The organism is Thalassotalea algicola, assembly GCF_012932965.1.
In the GTDB taxonomy this organism is placed as follows: Bacteria; Pseudomonadota; Gammaproteobacteria; order Enterobacterales; family Alteromonadaceae; genus Thalassotalea_F; species Thalassotalea_F algicola.
In genome coordinates this window covers 144,155-163,424 of record NZ_JABBXH010000002.1, presented here as the reverse complement: position 1 = coordinate 163,424, position 19,270 = coordinate 144,155, and the positions used below count along the sequence as shown (strand labels likewise).

Below are 19,270 nucleotides of genomic sequence, written 5' to 3'. Positions count from 1 at the left end.
CAGTAATCTACACTTTCAAGTTAACAGCAGACGTTATGCAAATAATAACTTCAGCTTTGTAGTTATGGTTTTTGTCGAGTAAAATTCGCGGCCAAATATTCTTCAACTGATCTATAGGGCAAACCACGAAATGGCATTACTAATCGAAGGCGATTGCATCAACTGTGATATGTGTGAGCCTGAATGTCCAAACCAAGCGATTGCATTAGGTGAAGAAATTTATGAAATAGACCCTGACCTATGTACAGAGTGTATCGGTCACTATGACGAACCTACCTGCGTAAAAGTGTGTCCTATTGACTGTATTATAGAAGATCCAGAAAGACCGGAAACCGCCGAGTCATTATTAGAAAAGTATCAATTTCTCTACAATAAATAAATTGAAGCTCATCATACTATTCAAATAAAACACTTCCCTCAAATTCAACAGTGCTCTAATGAAGCAACTTTATTTATTTCAATATATTAAGTAGTATCTTATTAAAATAATAAAAATAATAATTAGGGCATAAGTTAATGTCGTCATCTAACGCTTCATCTGAAACAACGCGTCGTAATCTTCTAAAAGGTCTTGTTGCGACCTCTGCTGCACTTGCTGCCGTGCCAGTTTTTGCAGGAAAAGAGCACGTTCACCATAATCATCACCAAGCAAACAACTATAAAGAACTTATCCGCATTTCGAATGAATGTGCGCAACATGGTGACGAATGCATAGATCATTGTATAGAGCTATTTAAAACCGGTGATGTATCACTTGCTCGTTGTGCAGAAACGGTAAATGAAATGATCGTTATGTGCCGCGCATTAGCTAAAATGGCTACTTACGACTCTCCTCAGGTTAAAGCCGTAGCTAAGATCTGTAGGGATGTTTGTCAAACTTGCGCAGATGAATGTGGCAAACATGCAGATACACACTCTAACTGCAAAGCGTGTGAGCAGTCTTGTTTAGAGTGCATTAAAGAAATTAATAAGCTCGTATAATTGCAAACTGACGGCGCTAGCAGAGTTAAATATTAACTATGCTAGAGCATAAGGTGAAAATAGTTATATAATTCACTTATATCATATTAATCTTTCACATAAGACTGGCTGTACCGTAAACGATGAAAGTTGAAGTTAGTATTACAGAGCTCACTGTGGGCCAATATGTTGTCGAGATAGCCTCACAAAATGGCACCTTTACGTTGACTAAATCTAGTCATATTAAAAGTGAAGGCGTTATTCAGAACCTTAAAAGCAAAGGTGTGTTGTCGGTAATCATTGATACAGATAAAACTTTATCGCCATCTAAAACAAAACCGAAACCAAAACACAAGCAATTAACTGCAGTTGACTTTGACGAAGCAAAAGAAATATTTAATCAATCAAAACAAATCCAAAAGAAAATATTTGAGGATGCTTTAAACGACAGCGAAATTGATTTAGCGCCAATTAATGAAATAACTCAACAAACAATTGATAAAGCGGTAAATAGTCCTAGCTCTCTTGCTTGTGCGATTAATATTCGTGAGAAAGATGAATATTTACTAGAGCACTCTGTCGCAGTAAGCGTATTAATGTGTATTTTTGCCCAACATCTAAAGGTCGATAAAGACAAAGTTCAGCAATTAGTTGTTGGCGCGTTTTTACATGATGTTGGTAAGATTATGATCCCGGATAAAATCTTAAATAAACCAGGAAAGCTCACAGACGAAGAGTTTGTCATAATGAAAACTCATGCTAGTCACTCTATTGATATTATTAAGAAAACTCCAGGTATATCTCCTTTAAGCCTTGAAGTCGCAGCACTACATCATGAAAAAATTAATGGCTTTGGTTACCCTAACCAAGTCAAAGGCGACGACATTACTAAATTCGGTCGTATGATAGCGATTTGTGATATCTTCGACGCTCTTACTGCCCATCGCTGCTATAAACAAGGTTTTACTCACTTAAAGGCATTTAGCATTTTAAAAGAATTAGTTAAAGATAATCATCTCGACGGCGAGTTAGTGGACGAATTTATTCGCTGTATTGGCGCCTTCCCAATTGGCTCTTTAGTTCAGCTTGAATCTAAAAAGCTTGCTATTGTTGAGCGGAGAAACCCCAACGATCCTATAAAACCTAAAGTAAGATCGTTTTATAGTACTAAACATAAGCACTTCGTTAATATTCATGATATCGATTTAAGTAAATCTGATGATAAAATTGTCAAAGCAGTGCGCGCTGACGATTTCGATTTAGACTTAAATAAAATTACAGAAATGTTGATAATGGAAGGTTAAGAATCAGCAAATTAAATAGAGTTTCTGTTTGTTTCAATTCTTACTATTTATTTTTAACCAAGTTGGGATTATATAAATTTAACACCAGCATGCGCCAAAATAAAAAGCCCTTGATAATTCAAAGGCTTAATTAAAAGGCTTTTTAGATTAACTAACTAAAATACTCCCTAAAACTCCATAGCGATTCTTGCGTATAGCTGACGACCACGCGGATCATGAACTTTTGAATCAAAACCACTATTGGTAAATACTTGCGGAGGATCTTCATCCGTCACATTAGTTCCACCAAACGTTAATACATAGCTATTATCTGTGTCGAAATAAGTACTCAAGTTAACATTGTATTGAACATCTACAGTTACTTGATCATCTACATCTTTATAACCAACAGTACATGCTTCAGAGAATAAAGTGCCATCAGCACAGTTTTGATCATCTTCGTAACTATCAATATAACGTACAAAAATGTTCGCAGAATGGTTTTCAACAGACCAATTTAGTGCGACATTCATTCTTAGCTGCGGCGTAGAAACACCAATATTGGAATAATTACGTAGGCCTAAACCATCGATATCTCCTGATTGCGGATCATCAAGATCATAAGCCAAAATATATGTCGCATTGATACTAGGTGTAAACCGTCCATATTCAGTATCAATTTTGTAGCTTGTAACAATATCTAGCCCTGATGTCTCAAGAGAGCTCGCATTTACATATGTTGTGTTGACTTGCAGTAAAGGACCGTTAAGCGGATCACCTGCTCGAACTACACGCTCAGGGTCTTGTGGATTTTCATTTAATATCGCTTGGAAGTTCTCTTGAATAATCAAGTCGGTAAAATCAAAATTCCAGTAATCAAGTTCAATAGACCACTCACTTACCGGCTCAAATGAAAAACCAATGTTGTATGCAGTAGACTCTTCCGGTTCCAGCTCCTCATTACCTGACGCTCGCACTGCAGCAAATGCAGCTGCACCAGTTAATGGATCCGTCATTTGATTCAAGCTCGTTCCGCCACCATCACGTTGGAAAATAGAGGGAGCTCTAAATGATGTTGAAACGGAACCACGCAGAGAAAAGTTCTCCGCTACCCGCCAAGAAGCAGCTAACTTAGGATCTAAGGTATCACCAGTTGAACCGCCATAATCCTCATAACGCAAGGCTAACTGTATATCCAAATCATCTGTTACTGGTAACGCAAGTTCAGCAAATGCTGCCCAAACGTCTTGATCACCATAAACATCCGGGTTACCAATGACAAAAGCAAATCTATCTTGATTAGATAAAGAATCGTAATCTTGCTCAAGGTCTTGATAACGGTATTGAACGCCAACAGCAATTGCTGCAGGGCCAGCATCCATTTCAAATAAATCAGTCGAAATCAATGCCTCAGCTACCTCAGTATTTGCCTGTGAATCAATCTCTTGTCGACCTGTAAATGAGTCTATTACGCTTTGTGAATTAGGTAGCACCGTGTAAGAAGTGGCGAACGGGTTGAAGTATTCACACGGGCCAACACCTGCTGCACCGGTAAATGGATCACAACCTTGTCCACCAAAACCTCGTAAAGCATTTTGAAATTCTTGCGCTAAGGTATCATTTACTGTAAATAAAAAGTCATTTCTAGCGGCGGTATAACTTAGCTCCCAGAAACCGTCTTCTAACTCACCGGTAAGCATAGTACTTAAGCGGAAAGTGTCTGACTCTGTATGCGCTGGGTCTCCTTCCCCACCATTACCCACTGCACGACCAAAGAACGATACCGGCGCACCAAACACATTACTTGGATGGTCTACTGGCACTGTTGGGAACGTCAAAATAGGAAACGTCGGCGAGCCACCACGTTTTGCTCTATTCCTTGCGTAACTCACCTCTGTAGTCCACTTTAAGCTACTTGATAAATCTTTAGTCGCTTTAAAATATGACGAAACTCTTGTTTCATCTGGCACAAAAGAATATGTATCACCAAAGTCAAACCCACAAAATCCGATATCCAAGCCAGGAACTGTGCCTGGAGGCGCAAGTAATGTTGGGTAGCCACCAAACTCTTCACAGCCAGTTGGATCAATAAAAGGTGTTGTACCAAGGAAAAAAGAACCTGGGTTGCCTAGCGAACTCGTATCATCTTGAATTCTACTTAAGCGTCTGTCAGAGGTAAACATAGGTGAGCGATTGGTATAACTTACAGCGGCCATGACGCTGCTATCGTCTCCTACGGTTCCCCATAGTCCTTGTATGACATACTCTTTATTGTCGCCATACTTACCATCTTGATACTCAAAAGTAACCTTACTGCCTTCGTAATCATTCTTAGTAATAAAGTTCACTACCCCCGCTACAGCGTCAGAGCCATACAACGCAGAAGCACCATCTTTGACGATTTCCATGCGACCAATAGCTATCATAGGTACAAGCGAGCTGGTATCGACAAAGTTAACGCCACCATTGTTAGGCTGAGCATTGACCACTTGACGCTTGTTATTAAGTAACACAAGCGTTGATGCGACACCGAGTCCACGCAAATTCATGTTTGACGTACCAGCGGTAGCATTTTGAGTAAAAGCATCCGGCGTATTTTCAGCGCCAGTATTTATCGTCAGTGTTTGTGTAATATCGCCAATACTTTTTGCGCCTAGCGCATCAATAGCAATACTATCGACTACTGCTAGTGGAGAAGGGGATTCAAAATTTTCGCTTCGCCTTACAAAACTACCCGTAACTAAAATAAGTTCTACTTCTTGTTCCTCCGCCGCTTGCTCTTCAGCATATAGGGTTTGGGGTGCGAGCATATTTGTCGCAACCAAGGCGCTTAAAACGCCAACTCTTGTTTTATGTGTCATATGTCATCCATATTGTTCTTATAGTAGTTGAAACACCTTTGCCCCAATCCAAATATTAATAATATTTACAAGGTGTTGTTTAAAATATAGACAGGAGAATTCACATGATCAATCAACTGAACATTTAAATACGAATTTATCGATATTATTTGCCTTGAACTATTAGCCAGAGTAATACAGCTGCAATACAAAGAAGGTTGATAAATATAAATTCACTAAATCAAACGAATATTAAGGTGAGCTAAATTAGAATTTACAAGGCGGTTAACTACAGCTTAGGAAGGCTAGCAATTGATTATTAACGATTTTAATTATGTTAGCTTTCCACTAGACGTTCAAAGCAAACGACTTTATTCCTTCCTGTTTGCTTCGCTTTGTATAAACTTATATCAGCAAAGTACAGAAGTTTTTGGATCATTTCTTCAAAAATAAGGTTAGTTTTAACACAGCCAATACACACAGTTATTTGAATGTCGCCGCCAGGATAATTAATACTTTCTTTTTCAAAATAACGTCTGATTTCTTCCAAGCGCTGCAATGCTTGTTGATCATCGTTATTCATTAACAAGCAAAACTCTTCACCGCCAAATCGCGCGAGGATATCTTTAGACGAAGTCATTTCAGTCAATTTATCTGCTATGTGTTTAATGACAATATCACCGGCATCATGGCCGTATGTATCATTTACGGTTTTAAAATGGTCGATATCGAGAATTGAAAGTACATAAGGTGTATTTTCATCTCTTTTGCGCATCAACGCTTTAAAAAAACCTCTTCTATTTTTAATACCCGATAAATAATCTAATTCAGATTTAGTCAGCAGCTTATTATTGATGACCTCGAAAATAAGTAATAATAATCCAAAAGAAAGAAATAAGAACAAGTTCGACAACACCATAATGCTAATACTGTTTATCGTTGTTGAAATAAATTCGGGAAATATTAAAGCCGCCAATCTAAAAACAAATGCGATAACGGTTAATATTAAGACAATCAATAAATAACTAGTTGAAGGACTGTCGGCGTTTGTTCTATTTTTAAGTAATATTTTACAAATCAGTCCTGTGAGGTAGATGCAGGCTATCGTGGTATAAAATGCACGAACTAATGAAGAAAGTTCGACAGAGAAGTAAGCAATTATTAAAACAATATAACCAAGCAAACAAGGAATGATTAATCGCCAACTAACTTGCTTAACAATAAGTTTACATACGGCTGAATAACAAAAAGCGAAGGCTAAAATAAGGCTAAAGTTTGCCGTATGCGATAACCAACTTTCATCTGCACCAGCAAACATGATGATTGAATTGAGTAATAACAATGAAGAGAATAAAACTACATCAGATGTGCCACTTAACTTACGATTTCTAACAAACACAACGAGAGTTGTAATCAGTAAACCTAAATCAATTAGGGTTGACCTTAATGAATGTAAATCAAATTCCATAAAGCAGCCTTATTTAATTCAAAAGCAATGGATATACTTTTCTTAGTCTCAATTAATTCCCTTAATGACTTGCCCTTTATAAAAATCTCTAACATGACCAATAGTGCTATACTTTAACCACTATAGTTAACCGCAGCCTCAAGTCAAATAACGACTCAATGAATACATAATGAAAGTGTGACTAGCCAAAAATTTTAACACTTAACTTATATTTCAAACCCCATTTAGAATTCAATATCAAACACTTAAATTAAGTGTTTGATATTAATTGCCTAATCGAGCTCTTCAAGCTACTCCTGCTCGCCCATACACCAAGAGCGGTAGTCAGTGAAAGAATCATTAATAAGGTTAACGCCAACCAAATAAAGTTGGGGTTATAATTTAAAGAAAATTGGGATTGATAAATTAATTGCCCAGCAATGTACGTACCTAAAATTGCACCTATAGCGGTAATGAATGCAGTAACTAACCATTCAATTATATTAAGTTTTAGGCAGGTAGCACGAGAAAAGCCAAAACTCATAATTACACTGTTTTTTTTCTTTTCTTTCGACTCTAAAGCATTAATAGAAGCCAAAATAACTACTCCGGCAAGTAAAATAATCATGAGTGAAAAGCCACTGATAACCTTAGTAATCATCGCTAAAGTTTTATCGAAACGTTGTGTTATTTCCTTTAAAGACACCATTCGAAGCGTTGGAAATTTCTGCCAAAGCGGCGCTAATAACGACCATTGTGCTTCATCAAGCTCTATACTTGCCATATAGTATTGAGACGCCTGTATATGAGTCAGTGCTGAAGGAGGCATTTGCACCCAAAATGTAATTGAGCCAGCACCGGGTTTAAATTCGTGGCTTGCAGTGATTTCAAACGTATAACTTTTGTTATTAATGAAGAAAGCCAGCTCATCCCCTAACTGAAGGCCTAAATCGGTCATGACTTCTTGTTCGATGGACACTTGTTGCCAGTTGGTATTCTTTTCCTGCCACCAGCGTCCTTCGACTACTCGATTATTTGTTGGTATAGTTTTACTCCAATGCAAACGAATTGATTTACTCAGCGTAGCTAGACTCTCACTTGGTTTATCACTAAATTCAGCCAATGATTGCCCATTTACTTCTATTAGTTTCGCGTGCATGTAAGGTTTTACTTGTCGTATGCGAATATTGTGTTCTTCCGACCAGTCTTCAACAAAAGACATCTGCTTTTGACTTGCCTGAGAAATAAAGGCATTACCGTCGTGCTGGCGTTGATATGCTGACATACTTGCTCCTAAATCTTTAAGCAGCATTAGCGTAAATAGCAGTAAAAATGCACATAAGCCAATTCCCAATATTTGTGTGCTTTTACTTAGCAGTCTTTGTTTCATCATAAATAATGCAAAAGGAAATAACCCAGATACGTGCTGAGTGACACTTTCACCGAGCGTTAGACTTCCCCAGCTAATCACTACCATCAAAGCAATTGTCAGCATAATTGCCGACACCATCATTAAGGTTAATAAGCCATTATCAGAATAAACAAAGGCCACTATACACAAAGCCAAAATACTACATAATTTACTTAACCAGTGGCTTATAACAGTTTGTTTTCCTCTAAACTGTTGCGCAATAGAACTTCTATAAGTTGCAAACCATACAGGCGCATTGAATATTGCAAAAACAACAATAACAAAACTAATTGGCTTAAACATAGACGGCAGCTGCCATTGCCAAGCCAAGTTAACAAAAGTTTCTTTCAAAAAATTAATTATTAGCCAATGAAAAGCTGTAGAAAAAACGATAACTATCGGAATTAATAGCAGAATTCCTATAAGCCATTTATATATAGACACTTGAATACCTGTTGACTTTGAAGCTCCGAGACTCAAACAAACCGCTGAAAAAAATTGTTCCTTTCTCATAAACACTTGTGAAAGTTGCTCTATAGCTATAGCCGCCATAAAAAACAAAATGATAGAGGCAAGCCCCATAAAGTTTTCTGTACGTTGCCAAAACAATGCTAGAGGATGTTTCCCTTGTTTGTGATGAAGTACTGCCGCCGGAAGGTTTTCTTGTTGCCAGGCGATGAGTTCATCTATTTGCTGAGTATTAGCATTCATTAGATAGCGATATCGGATAAGATCATTTGAAAAGCCCAATTGTTGCATATCACTAGCGTTGATCATTGCTCTCATCGCTACGCTGTGCCCTTCCATTAAACGATCAGGCTCATGTTGAAGTAATCGAGAAACAGTAAATGCCTTATTGGCAATCGATATTTCATCACCAATATCTAACGATAAACTCGCCATTAACCTTGCATCTATCCACATATGTCCGACTTCGGGCCCCGATAAACTCGTTTCACCAATTCCTTGTAAACTAGTAGAAGTTACAAGTTCCCCTTGTAATGGGTATTGATGATCAACCGCTTTTAATTGAGCCTGTTGCCAATTGCCTTGATAGGTAAGCATCGTTTGTATCTGTTGTGTCATTGCGACTTTATCCACAAACAATGACACTTCTTTCAATTGTTCAGCGGATAGTGGTTGTTTTTGACTAATAACCGCATCAGCGCCTAACAGCCCTTGTAAGTTTTGTTGTAAATACTCTTGAATACTATGGCTAGACAGACTCAGCGTGACAATGAACAGTAGCAATACACCTTGAACCCAGCGCAGTAACCTTTGGTGAGGTTGAGTAAATTCTTGCATATAAAACTGCCATGCAAGCATAAAATTAGTCGCTAGCATGACAACACCTCTTGCGTATTATTCGCCTTAGTTATCAACTGACCATTTGCTAATAAAAACGTATGCTGTGCCTTACTTGCCAACTCATTACAATGGGTCACTAATACAAGTGCAGCACCATTTTCTAGACAGCAATCGAATAAAATATTCGCCACTTCATTCGCACTAGCTTGGTCTAAATTTCCCGTAGGTTCGTCTGCAAAAATAAATTTAGGCTCAAATACTAGTGCCCTAGCTATTGCTACCCTTTGTTGCTCGCCGCCGCTTAGCTCACTAGGTTTATGATCCCTTCGATGCCCTAATCCAACTTTATTTAACCAAGCCTCCGCTTTAACTAACGCCTGATTATCACCTCTTAACTTCAACGGCAGGGCAACATTGTTAATTGCCGTTAGTTCAGGTAATAAATGAAATTGCTGAAAGATAAAGCCACTATCGGTTCTTAAATCGCTTAAGGGGCCAATTTGGCTACCTTGAATATACGAACTACTCCCAGATGTGACTTGCTCTAATCCAGAGGCCAACATTAATAGGCTAGATTTACCGGCACCTGAAGGGCCCGTAATAGTGTAAGACTGACCTTGATAGATAGATAAATCCAAATGTTCAAACAAGGTTATTTTTGAGTCGTTAATTTCAAATGACTGACTAATACCTTTTAATTCAATATGGTTAGACATGAACTATTCCCGTGATAAATAAAACAGGTCTAACGTAGCGCTTGTCTTGTGAAGTAGATGTGAAATAAATGCGGCGTAAGTATAAAATTGTTATTTGAACTCTTTGTCGTAATTGACAAAATCCATTTCACAAACATTTCACACGTATACCTATATTTTAATTCCAAGTTAATTATCAACAAATAAACAGCATGATTTACAAAAATTGTTTTTCCTTAGCATTTCTTGCACTTTCAATAAACTGCCAAGCAATGAATTTAACTGAAGGTAAACACAACCAATTAAAACAAAAAATTTCTCAAGCCATTACCAAATTTGAGCAAACTCAACGCAATATGTGGGCATTTCAGGTCGAACGATACGAAAATGAAGAAGGCGAAATTACGAGCAGTATTGAGCAATACAATCCAAGTAATGAGCTTGAAAAACGTTGGAGTTTAGTACGTATTAATGATGAGCAACCGACATCAAAACAAATAAAAAAATTTGTAGCTAAAAAGCTCGAGCAAGCAGAAAATAAAAAACAAGGAAACAATTTTTCCATCGCGTTAAAAGAGCTTATTAACCAAGAGTCTATTAAATTCTCAGCAGAAAGTGACTTAGATATTGAAGTGATTTTTGATGTCTACCTTAAAAAATTGGGAGAAAGTTCAAAAGGAAAATTAACGGGAAAGCTTCTTTATAACAAACAATTAGCCTATATAGAGAAACTTATAATCGAAAATACTGCAGAGTTTTCACCTGTATTCAGCGCCAATATTTCAGAATTTAAACTTACCATTATATTTACCAACATTGATGATCATATTTTGCCTAAACAGCATAATATGGAAATGAAAGGCACCTTTGCATTTTTTACTGAAATTAATGAAGTTTCAACAGACACATTTTCAAATTACAAAGTTCATGAAGCGATTAGCAGCTCAAAATAAATAGTAATGCATTTGTTATTTTGCATCCCTCCTAAGAACAAAAAGGGTAATAACAATGCTGTTATTACCCTTTTCAAAAATTAATCTAGAAGAAATTTACTAATGGTTTTCTGAGACCATATTAACCGTGTATTTAGGAATTTCTACAACCAAGTTTTCATCTTTAATTACCGCTTGGCAACCTAAACGTGATTCAGGTTCAAGACCCCATGCTTTATCAAGCATATCGTCTTCTAATTCATCTGACTCGTCTAGCGAATCAAAGCCCTCTCGAATTATCATATGGCAAGTTGTACAAGCACATACTTTTTCACATGCATGTTCAACACCAATACCATTTTTTAAAGCGACATCTAAAACGCTCTCGCCTTGTTCAGCTTCTACCACTGCGCCATCAGGGCAAAGGTCTTCATTGGGTAAGAAAATAATTTGTGGCATTTTTACACCTTATCTACAGACTGACCAGCAAGCGCAGCACGAATCGAAGAATCCATACGTTTTTCGGCAAACGATGCGGTTGCTTGGTTTACGATTTCTATTTGTTTTTCAATATCTTTGATATCAGACGTTTTGGCTACATTGTCCAGAGTTGATAACGCAAATTCAATGTTATGCAATTCTTCTTCGCTTAACAGCTGCTTATCTGCAGCTAAAGCTGATCGCACAGACTCAAGTACACGCGCGGCTTCTACTTGTTGTTCTTTTAGCATACGTGCTTGTATATCATCTTTAGCGTTGCTCATTGAATCTTGAATCATTGTTGCGATTTGGCCTTCATCTAATCCAAAAGAAGGCTTCACTTCAATACTCGACTCAACACCTGTAGATTTTTCCATTGCACTAACTTCTAATAGTCCGTCAGCATCTACTTTAAAGGTTACTCGAATATGAGCTGCGCCTGCTGCCATTGCAGGGATACCGCGCAATTCAAAGCGAGCTAATGAACGACATGCATCAACCAACTCACGTTCACCTTGTAGCACATGAATAGACATTGCCGTTTGACCATCTTTAAAGGTGGTAAATTCTTGCGCTTTTGCTACAGGAATAGTGGTATTTCTAGCAATCACTTTTTCTACCAGGCCGCCCATTGTTTCTAAACCAAGAGACAAGGGAATAACATCCAACAACAACATGTCACTATCAGGTTTATTGCCAGCTAAAATATCGGCTTGAATTGCAGCGCCTACAGCCACTACTTTATCTGGATCAATTGAGGTTAAAGGAGTTTGACCAAAATATTTTTCAACTTCAGTTCTTACAAGGGGCACACGAGTAGAACCGCCAACCATAACCACTTCAATCACTTCATCAGTTGCGACTTCCGCATCCTTCATCGCTCGACGACAAGCACGTAGTGTTTGTGCTACTAGCTTAGCAATTAAGCTGTCGAATACATCTTTTGTAATCGTATATTGCCAGTTTTTTTCATTTTCTAAGGCTAATGAAACAACCGCTTCATCTGCTATTGATAATGCTTCTTTCGCCAAACAAGCTTGATGAGTAATCTGTCTTTCCATTGAAGGAGACATTGGTCTTTGCAAGCCAGCTTCAGCAACGAGAAAGTCGGCTAATGCTAAATCAAAGTCATCACCACCTAATGCAGAGTCGCCACCCGTAGCGAGTACTTCAAATACCCCTTTATTTAGGCGTAAAATTGAAATATCAAATGTTCCACCACCTAAATCATAGACGGCAATAACACCTTCGTTACCAGTATCCAGGCCATATGCGACAGCCGCTGCTGTTGGTTCATTGAGCAATCGTAAAACATCAAGCCCAGCTAATTTAGCCGCGTCTTTAGTGCTTTGTCGTTGCGCATCATCAAAATAAGCAGGTACGGTGATAACTGCGCCTACTAATTCACCACCTAAGCTCGCTTCTGCTCTTTCACGTAAAGTAGTCAAAATTTCAGCAGAAACTTGAACAGGGTTTATATTCCCTTTACGTGTCACAAGCTCTGGGTGGTTTTCATCACCACAAAATGTATAAGGCAACGACGGGTATTTTTTTTGAATATCAGCTAGTGAACGACCAATTAATCGTTTAGCCGAAACAATCGTATTTTGAGGGTCTGAAATTGCCAATGCTTTCGCAGGCAAACCTACTAGCGTTGCATCACTTTGATAACTAACGATAGAAGGGAGAATATCTTGGTTATTTTCATCTTTTAAGGTAAGGCTTTCACCACTTTGAACACTAGCGACTAGTGAGTTTGTGGTACCTAAATCAATACCCACTGCCAATCTATGTTCGTGCGGTACAGTACTTTGCCCAGGTTCGGCAATTTGTAATAAGGCCATTATCTACTCTTATTTTGACAGTTTAAATGATGTGGCGTTTTATGGGTTACATCATAGCTATTGCTAGCCATTTTACCAGTGCTGGTTACGTTTCAAAAAGTAAATCTTCCAGACGATCTAGTTCAATATGAAGCTTCTGATAAAATTTTAATTTTCTTAATATTTCACATGCAGCTTGATTAGATGCAGCAGAGTTTTCTGCTAATTGAATCTGCATGGTTTTGTATAAACCGTTAAATTCAGTTTCGAGCACTTGATTCGCTTCAAATACGGCGGCATCAATATCGTCAGCAAATTTAACTTCTGCTAGCATTTCACGCAGTTCCATTTGACGCATTAAGAAGGCATTATCTTTAAATGATGCTTGCTCATTAGGCATTGGTGTCTCACGTAACGACAACATATACTCTGCACGCTTCAGTGGACTTTTTAATGTTTGATAAGCGTCATTGATCATCGATGACTTCTGTACAGCCAGCATTTGCTCTTGGCTAGATGAATGAGCAAAGCGATCAGGATGTACACTTTTTTGTAGCTTTTGATAAACCTGCGTTAATTGCGCGGTATCTAAATTGAATTTTTCGTCGAAACCAAACAGCTGAAAATAATTCAAAACAACTCCGAACCGTGTCTATTAAAAGTGAAGTTAAACATTAAAGCTTTCACCACAACCACATTCGCCTTTGGCGTTTGGGTTGGTGAATTTAAAGCCTTCGTTCAAACCTTCTTTAACAAAATCTAACTGAACACCGTCTAGGTAAACTAAGCTTTTACCATCGATGATAATATTAACGTCGTCAATTTCGAAAAGTTGATCATCTTCATTTAAATCATCAACAAATTCTAAAACATACGCTAAGCCTGAACAGCCAGTCGTTTTTATGCCAAGGCGAAGGCCTAAGCCTTTGCCTCGGTTTGTTAAAAATGATCTTACCCGCTCGGTTGCAGACGGGGTCATAGTAACTGCCATGGAATATCCTTAGCCGTCGTTTTTACTTTGGTAATCTTCAATCGCTGCTTTGATAGCGTCTTCCGCTAAAATCGAACAGTGAATTTTTACCGGAGGAAGTGCTAACTCTTCAGCAATCGCAGTGTTTTTAATTTCAGCTGCTTCTTCAATACTTTTACCTTTAACCCACTCAGTAACAAGTGAACTCGAAGCAATAGCTGAACCACAACCATAAGTTTTAAACTTTGCGTCTTCAATGATACCTTCATCGGTAATTTTAAGCTGCAGTTTCATTACGTCGCCACATGCTGGTGCACCTACCATACCCGTTGCAACTTGAGGGTCATTTTTATCAAGTGAACCTACGTTTCTAGGGTTTTCATAATGATCGATTACTTTTTCGCTATAAGCCATGTTAAAACTCCTATGCGCTTAGTGCGCTACCCACTCAACAGATTCTAAATCAACACCGTCTTGGAACATTTCCCATAGCGGTGACATTTCCCTTAAATGACCAATGGCTTTTTGGATAAGCTCAATGGCGTAATCAATTTCTTCTTCAGTAGTGAATCGACCAAAACTAAAGCGAATTGAACTATGTGCTAATTCGTCATTTAAGCCTAGCGCCCTTAAAACATATGAAGGTTCTAAACTGGCTGAAGTACAAGCTGAACCACTAGAAACCGCTAAATCTTTTAATGCCATAATCAGTGACTCACCTTCAACAAAGTTGAAGCTAACATTTAAGTTACCTGGATAACGTTTGTCAAAATCACCATTAACAAATACTTGGTCCATGTCTTTTAAGCCGTTCCATAAACGATCTCGCATTTTTGTAACATGCACTAAGTCTTGTGCCATTTCTTCTTTAGCAATTCTAAATGCTTCGCCCATACCAACGATTTGGTGTGTTGCTAAAGTACCACTGCGCATACCACGCTCATGACCACCACCATGCATTTGTGACTCTAGGCGAATACGCGGTTTACGGCGAACGTATAATGCACCAATACCTTTAGGGCCATATATTTTATGAGCAGAAAATGACATGAGGTCAACTTTTAACGTCTGCATATCAATTGGTAACTTACCCGCACTTTGCGCTGCATCTACATGAAATACAATTTTACGTGCACGACACATTTCACCAATTTCAGCGATATCTTGTACGACGCCAATTTCGTTGTTTACGTGCATGATTGAAACAACAACAGTGTCATCACGCATAGCCGCTTCTAACTTTTTCAAATCAATTAGACCGTTCGGTTCAGGGTCTAAATAAGTTACTTCGAAGCCTTGACGCTCTAGTTCACGACAAGTATCTAAAACCGCTTTATGTTCGGTCTTACAAGTAATGACGTGTTTACCTTTCTTGCTGTAAAAATGCGCAGCACCTTTAATGGCAAGGTTATCTGATTCAGTTGCGCCAGAGGTAATTACAATTTCACGAGGGTCAGCATTAATTAAATCAGCAATTTGATTACGAGCGATATCTACCGCTTCTTCTGCCTGCCAGCCAAACTTGTGAGAACGTGATGCAGGGTTACCAAAATGACCATCAGTAGTCATATATTCCATCATTTTCTCAGCAACGCGCTTATCAACAGGCGTTGTTGCAGAATAATCAAAATAAATCGGTAGTTTCATGGAAAAATTGTCTCCAAACTTTAAACACTAACTGGCGACTACCAGTCGTGTACTATATTTCTAGTTGCAATCAAGGTTTCAAGGCTATTATCAGCGGCAGCAAGTTGCTGACCGTCTTGACGCTCTGAAACCGATTTAACATCTCTTTGTTCAACGAGCTCAGACAAAGTGATGTTTTTCAAAAACTCTTCAATCCTATTACTTAAATCAGCCCACAGGTTATGAGTTAAACACTGGTGACCACCTTGACAATTACCTTTTCCCATACACTTAGTGGCATCTACGCTTTCATCTACAGCACTAATAACATCAGCAACCGCAATTTGCGCTGAGCACATGCCTAAACGGTAACCACCGCCAGGTCCTCGGACACTGCTGACTAAGCCATGTTTACGTAATTTAGAGAATAATTGTTCAAGGTAAGAAAGAGAAATCCCTTGTCTTTCTGAGATATCAGCTAGAGGCACAGGTCCAGAAGCCGCATGAATTGCAACATCTAGCATAGCTGTAACGGCATAACGCCCTTTGGAAGTTAATTTCATAATGTGCCCTAGTTAATTCGCTGCGCAATTATATATATCCTAGTAAATTAGTCAAATAAATACCCGACCAAACTACTCAGGTATTTTATCTAATTATTGGAATTTGAGTCAAGGAATACTTGACTATTTTAATCAAGTAATAGGTTAGCATCACGAAGGACGTGTATTATACTCGATTTAATGAGGCTCATTCAATTGATATATTTGCAGTACTTCGGCCTGAGTTTTCACACTTTTTAGCGACTTATTAAAGCGTTTAATTAACTCTTTATGCCCCTTTACTTGCTTCGAAATAGCTAAATAAAGTGGTTTTTCTTGAATAACAGGCAACATGAATTCAATATCTTCAATCGTCAAACTATAGCTAGTATCTTCTTTCAGTAGCTCCACTATTTTAGCCTGACTAACATGGTAATTACCCACTAATAAATCTATTCTACCAGCTAGCAACATTCGTATACCTGATTCAAGGTTGTTGGTCACTACTTTATCTATCGTGGTGCTAGCATCAAAATCTTCCCGCACAGCACAATTTCGGCAGTTACCAATCGTATAGCCGTCGAGGCTGGAAAAGTCATCATTAAATATGATGTCCTTATTTTTCCTTAACTTAAACAAACCCAGCTGGGTAGATATCACTGGTTCAGAGTAATAAAAGTGCTTAGCACGCTCTGCAGAATAATAAGCAGGAAAAACAGCTTGCCACCTTTTCCCTTGAGCAGCAGATTCCAGGACACGCGCCCAAGGTGCAAACTCGAATTGGTGATTTATCTGACTTTGCTCTAGTGCTAATCGAGCAATGTGCCAAGCCCAACCATAATTAGCAGCTGTTCTATCTAGATAAGGAGGAAAATTATCGCCTGCAATAACGAGCTTTTCAGTAGCAAGGACACTTACCGAAAAAAGCATCAGAAAAAGAGTGGCAAATTTTAATTTCACTAGGCTCAACTATTGCAGATATTTACATTAATCCTAGCAATTAAATATTAGGATCAAAAGATTCAACTTCTTTCATTCTGCGCTCCGCGGCCTTTTTTTCATCTTCTACGAATTCGCCAACACTTAGTTCTGGTAATTCCGCATCGCAAACATTGCCGCCAAGATGATTCACTTCTTTGCAAAGGTCAGTCACTTTATTATCCATTAGGTGAATATGATCTAACAAGCGACCTATCGCTTTAGCAACAGGATCTGGGTTATCTTCTGAAACCGCATAAGCGTCAAAGCCATATTTTTTGGCGACAGCGTCACGTTTTCCATTGCCATTAGACTTTCCATTTGGATTTACAATTTTTCCAGGGATACCTACAGCTGTTGCATTTTCTGGTACATCTTTAACAACTACCGAGTTAGAGCCGACCTTACCGCCTTTGCCAACAGTAATAGGCCCCAAAACTTGTGCACCAGCACCAATAACCACGTTATCTTCCAGCGTTGGGTGACGTTTGCCAGCACTCCAGCTTGTTCCACCAAGCGTTACCCCATGATATAGAGTGACATCATCACCAATCTCCGCCGTTTCACCAATAACAATACCCATTCCATGATCAATGAAGAAACGACGACCTAATGTTGCTCCAGGGTGGATTTCAACACCCGTTAACCAACGAGAAAAAGTAGAAATCAATCTGGCAATTAATTTCCAGTTGTTTCGCCAGAGTTTATTACTTAACCGATGGATCCAAATAGCATGCATTCCAGGGTAGTTCGTTAAAACTTCAAACCAGTTTCTTGCTGCAGGATCTCGATCAAAGACACTGTTAATATCTTCTTTGATTCGGCTAAACATATATATTCCTATTTATTTCTTAATCAGCGTTTCGTTTTGCTGATTTCTCAACTGACGACAGTATGCCACGCCACATTTTAACTTCTTTTGTGTCCGGTCTAGCACGATTAATAAAACGACGTAATTTAGTCATCACTAGCCCTGGATGGCTTGGCACAATAAAACCAGTTGCTTTCAATGCATCTTCAAAATGCTGAAACATACGTTCCGTTTCATCAACAACTGGGTACTCTTCTTCATCTTCTTTAGCTTTAAATTGACTATTTTGAGCAGCCAAATAAGCCATACGCACTTCATAACTTAATGTTTGAACCGCCATTGCCAAGTTTAGTGAGCTATATTCCGGGTTAGCCGGAATTTGCACATGAAAATGACACAACTGCAACTCTTCGTTAGTTAAGCCGCTACTTTCACGACCAAAAACCAGTGCTACTGGGTAGTCTGTCACTTCTTCAATAAGCTTTTCACCACAACTTCGAGGCTCTAACATTGGCCAAGGTAAAGTGCGAGAACGAGCACTAGTACCAACCACTAAACCACAATCTGTGATTGCTTCTTCTAAAGTATTAACAACCTTAGCATTGGCCAATACATCAGTTGCTCCGGCTGCTAAGGCTTGTGCTTGGCCATTAGGCATTTCAATTGGATCAACCAGTACAAGCTCGCTTAATCCCATAGTCTTCATTGCTCTAGCGGCGGAACCGATATTACGGCAATCCGACGTATTAACTAGGACAATTTTTACGTTCGCCAAGTTAGGCGATTTTTGTGTTGATTCGTTAGTCATTATAACTATCTAGATGGCTAAAAATGGCTGTATATTAACACAATTGAAAACTAGTTTAATGCTGTATTTTGCCTTTAATAATTAAACGCCGCTATTTTGATTCATTATGAATTAGTATTTTTTGTTCTAATTCAATAAATCTAAAGGCTTTATTCATAACTACTCACGATCGTATTTCGTAATACTCGCGCAATTGGATGTTACAGAAAATGTTAAATGTTATACGATTTCTGCTGATTGGCTGCACATCGGAGAAAAGGTGCTATCGATATAAGGGGGGTTCTGAATAGAACTATAAAGACTTAGTTGATGATTATATGGATATTTTTCAAAGCTAGGTGAAAATTTGTACAATT

18 protein-coding genes are annotated in these 19,270 nt (G+C 38.4%); 4 read left to right on the top strand and 14 right to left on the bottom strand.

Annotation, left to right across the window (positions count from 1 at the left end):
- Nucleotides 1-130 precede the first annotated feature (130 nt).
- The 3 genes from HII17_RS05325 to HII17_RS05315 all read left to right on the top strand — a co-directional run bounded on the left by HII17_RS05325 (nucleotide 131) and on the right by HII17_RS05315 (nucleotide 2,264).
- Nucleotides 131-379 (top strand): YfhL family 4Fe-4S dicluster ferredoxin, encoded by a 249-nt coding sequence (locus HII17_RS05325; protein WP_169074330.1) that lies wholly within the window; start codon nucleotides 131-133, stop codon nucleotides 377-379.
- A gap of 137 nt (nucleotides 380-516) precedes the next feature.
- The gene (locus HII17_RS05320; protein ID WP_169074329.1) at nucleotides 517-981 is read left to right on the top strand and encodes a four-helix bundle copper-binding protein; all 465 of its coding nucleotides are present in this window, start codon (nucleotides 517-519) and stop codon (nucleotides 979-981) included.
- Nucleotides 982-1,103: 122 nt separating this feature from the next.
- Nucleotides 1,104-2,264 (top strand): HD-GYP domain-containing protein, encoded by a 1,161-nt coding sequence (locus tag HII17_RS05315; RefSeq protein WP_169074328.1) that lies wholly within the window; start codon nucleotides 1,104-1,106, stop codon nucleotides 2,262-2,264.
- A gap of 167 nt (nucleotides 2,265-2,431) precedes the next feature.
- Here HII17_RS05315 and HII17_RS05310 read toward each other — a convergent pair whose 3' ends face one another.
- The 4 genes from HII17_RS05310 to HII17_RS05295 form a co-directional block, all read right to left on the bottom strand.
- Nucleotides 2,432-5,104 carry a TonB-dependent receptor plug domain-containing protein gene (locus HII17_RS05310; RefSeq protein WP_169074327.1) on the bottom strand — a complete coding sequence of 891 codons (2,673 nt, stop codon included), beginning with the start codon at nucleotides 5,102-5,104 and terminating at the stop codon, nucleotides 2,432-2,434.
- 316 nt (nucleotides 5,105-5,420) lie between these two features.
- Nucleotides 5,421-6,551, bottom strand: a complete 1,131-nt coding sequence (locus HII17_RS05305) for a GGDEF domain-containing protein (protein WP_169074326.1) — start codon at nucleotides 6,549-6,551, stop codon at nucleotides 5,421-5,423.
- A 250-nt stretch (nucleotides 6,552-6,801) separates the two neighbouring features.
- Nucleotides 6,802-7,158 carry an FtsX-like permease family protein gene (locus tag HII17_RS19375; protein WP_408033881.1) on the bottom strand — a complete coding sequence of 119 codons (357 nt, stop codon included), beginning with the start codon at nucleotides 7,156-7,158 and terminating at the stop codon, nucleotides 6,802-6,804.
- A gap of 2,120 nt (nucleotides 7,159-9,278) precedes the next feature.
- Complete coding sequence (locus HII17_RS05295) at nucleotides 9,279-9,965, bottom strand: ABC transporter ATP-binding protein (RefSeq protein ID WP_169074324.1); 687 nt, start codon at nucleotides 9,963-9,965, stop codon at nucleotides 9,279-9,281.
- Between the two features lie 251 nt (nucleotides 9,966-10,216).
- Between HII17_RS05295 and HII17_RS05290 the strand changes: the two genes are divergently transcribed.
- A complete protein-coding gene (locus HII17_RS05290; protein ID WP_169074323.1) occupies nucleotides 10,217-10,897 on the top strand; it encodes a hypothetical protein in 681 nt (226 codons plus the stop codon).
- Nucleotides 10,898-10,996: 99 nt separating this feature from the next.
- On the opposite strand, the gene fdx is transcribed toward HII17_RS05290, so the two are convergent.
- From fdx to trmJ, 10 genes are all read right to left on the bottom strand, one after another.
- A complete protein-coding gene (gene fdx / locus HII17_RS05285; protein ID WP_169074322.1) occupies nucleotides 10,997-11,335 on the bottom strand; it encodes an ISC system 2Fe-2S type ferredoxin in 339 nt (112 codons plus the stop codon).
- A 2-nt stretch (nucleotides 11,336-11,337) separates the two neighbouring features.
- On the bottom strand, nucleotides 11,338-13,200 hold the full coding sequence (gene hscA / locus HII17_RS05280) for a Fe-S protein assembly chaperone HscA (protein ID WP_169074321.1): 1,863 nt from the start codon (nucleotides 13,198-13,200) through the stop codon (nucleotides 11,338-11,340).
- Nucleotides 13,201-13,285: 85 nt separating this feature from the next.
- Nucleotides 13,286-13,813: a co-chaperone HscB gene (hscB, locus tag HII17_RS05275; RefSeq protein ID WP_169074320.1), complete on the bottom strand. Its 528-nt coding sequence runs from the start codon at nucleotides 13,811-13,813 to the stop codon at nucleotides 13,286-13,288.
- Between the two features lie 33 nt (nucleotides 13,814-13,846).
- Nucleotides 13,847-14,170, bottom strand: a complete 324-nt coding sequence (gene iscA / locus HII17_RS05270; RefSeq protein WP_169074319.1) for an iron-sulfur cluster assembly protein IscA — start codon at nucleotides 14,168-14,170, stop codon at nucleotides 13,847-13,849.
- 9 nt (nucleotides 14,171-14,179) lie between these two features.
- Complete coding sequence (gene iscU / locus HII17_RS05265) at nucleotides 14,180-14,563, bottom strand: Fe-S cluster assembly scaffold IscU (RefSeq protein WP_169074318.1); 384 nt, start codon at nucleotides 14,561-14,563, stop codon at nucleotides 14,180-14,182.
- 18 nt (nucleotides 14,564-14,581) lie between these two features.
- A complete protein-coding gene (locus HII17_RS05260; protein ID WP_169074317.1) occupies nucleotides 14,582-15,796 on the bottom strand; it encodes an IscS subfamily cysteine desulfurase in 1,215 nt (404 codons plus the stop codon).
- Between the two features lie 38 nt (nucleotides 15,797-15,834).
- Nucleotides 15,835-16,338, bottom strand: a complete 504-nt coding sequence (iscR, locus tag HII17_RS05255) for a Fe-S cluster assembly transcriptional regulator IscR (RefSeq protein ID WP_169074316.1) — start codon at nucleotides 16,336-16,338, stop codon at nucleotides 15,835-15,837.
- Between the two features lie 177 nt (nucleotides 16,339-16,515).
- The gene (locus HII17_RS05250; RefSeq protein ID WP_169074315.1) at nucleotides 16,516-17,277 is read right to left on the bottom strand and encodes a substrate-binding periplasmic protein; all 762 of its coding nucleotides are present in this window, start codon (nucleotides 17,275-17,277) and stop codon (nucleotides 16,516-16,518) included.
- 40 nt (nucleotides 17,278-17,317) lie between these two features.
- Nucleotides 17,318-18,127: a serine O-acetyltransferase gene (gene cysE / locus HII17_RS05245; RefSeq protein ID WP_169074314.1), complete on the bottom strand. Its 810-nt coding sequence runs from the start codon at nucleotides 18,125-18,127 to the stop codon at nucleotides 17,318-17,320.
- A gap of 19 nt (nucleotides 18,128-18,146) precedes the next feature.
- A complete protein-coding gene (gene trmJ / locus HII17_RS05240) occupies nucleotides 18,147-18,914 on the bottom strand; it encodes a tRNA (cytosine(32)/uridine(32)-2'-O)-methyltransferase TrmJ (protein WP_169074313.1) in 768 nt (255 codons plus the stop codon).
- Between the last annotated feature and the right edge of the window lie 356 nt (nucleotides 18,915-19,270).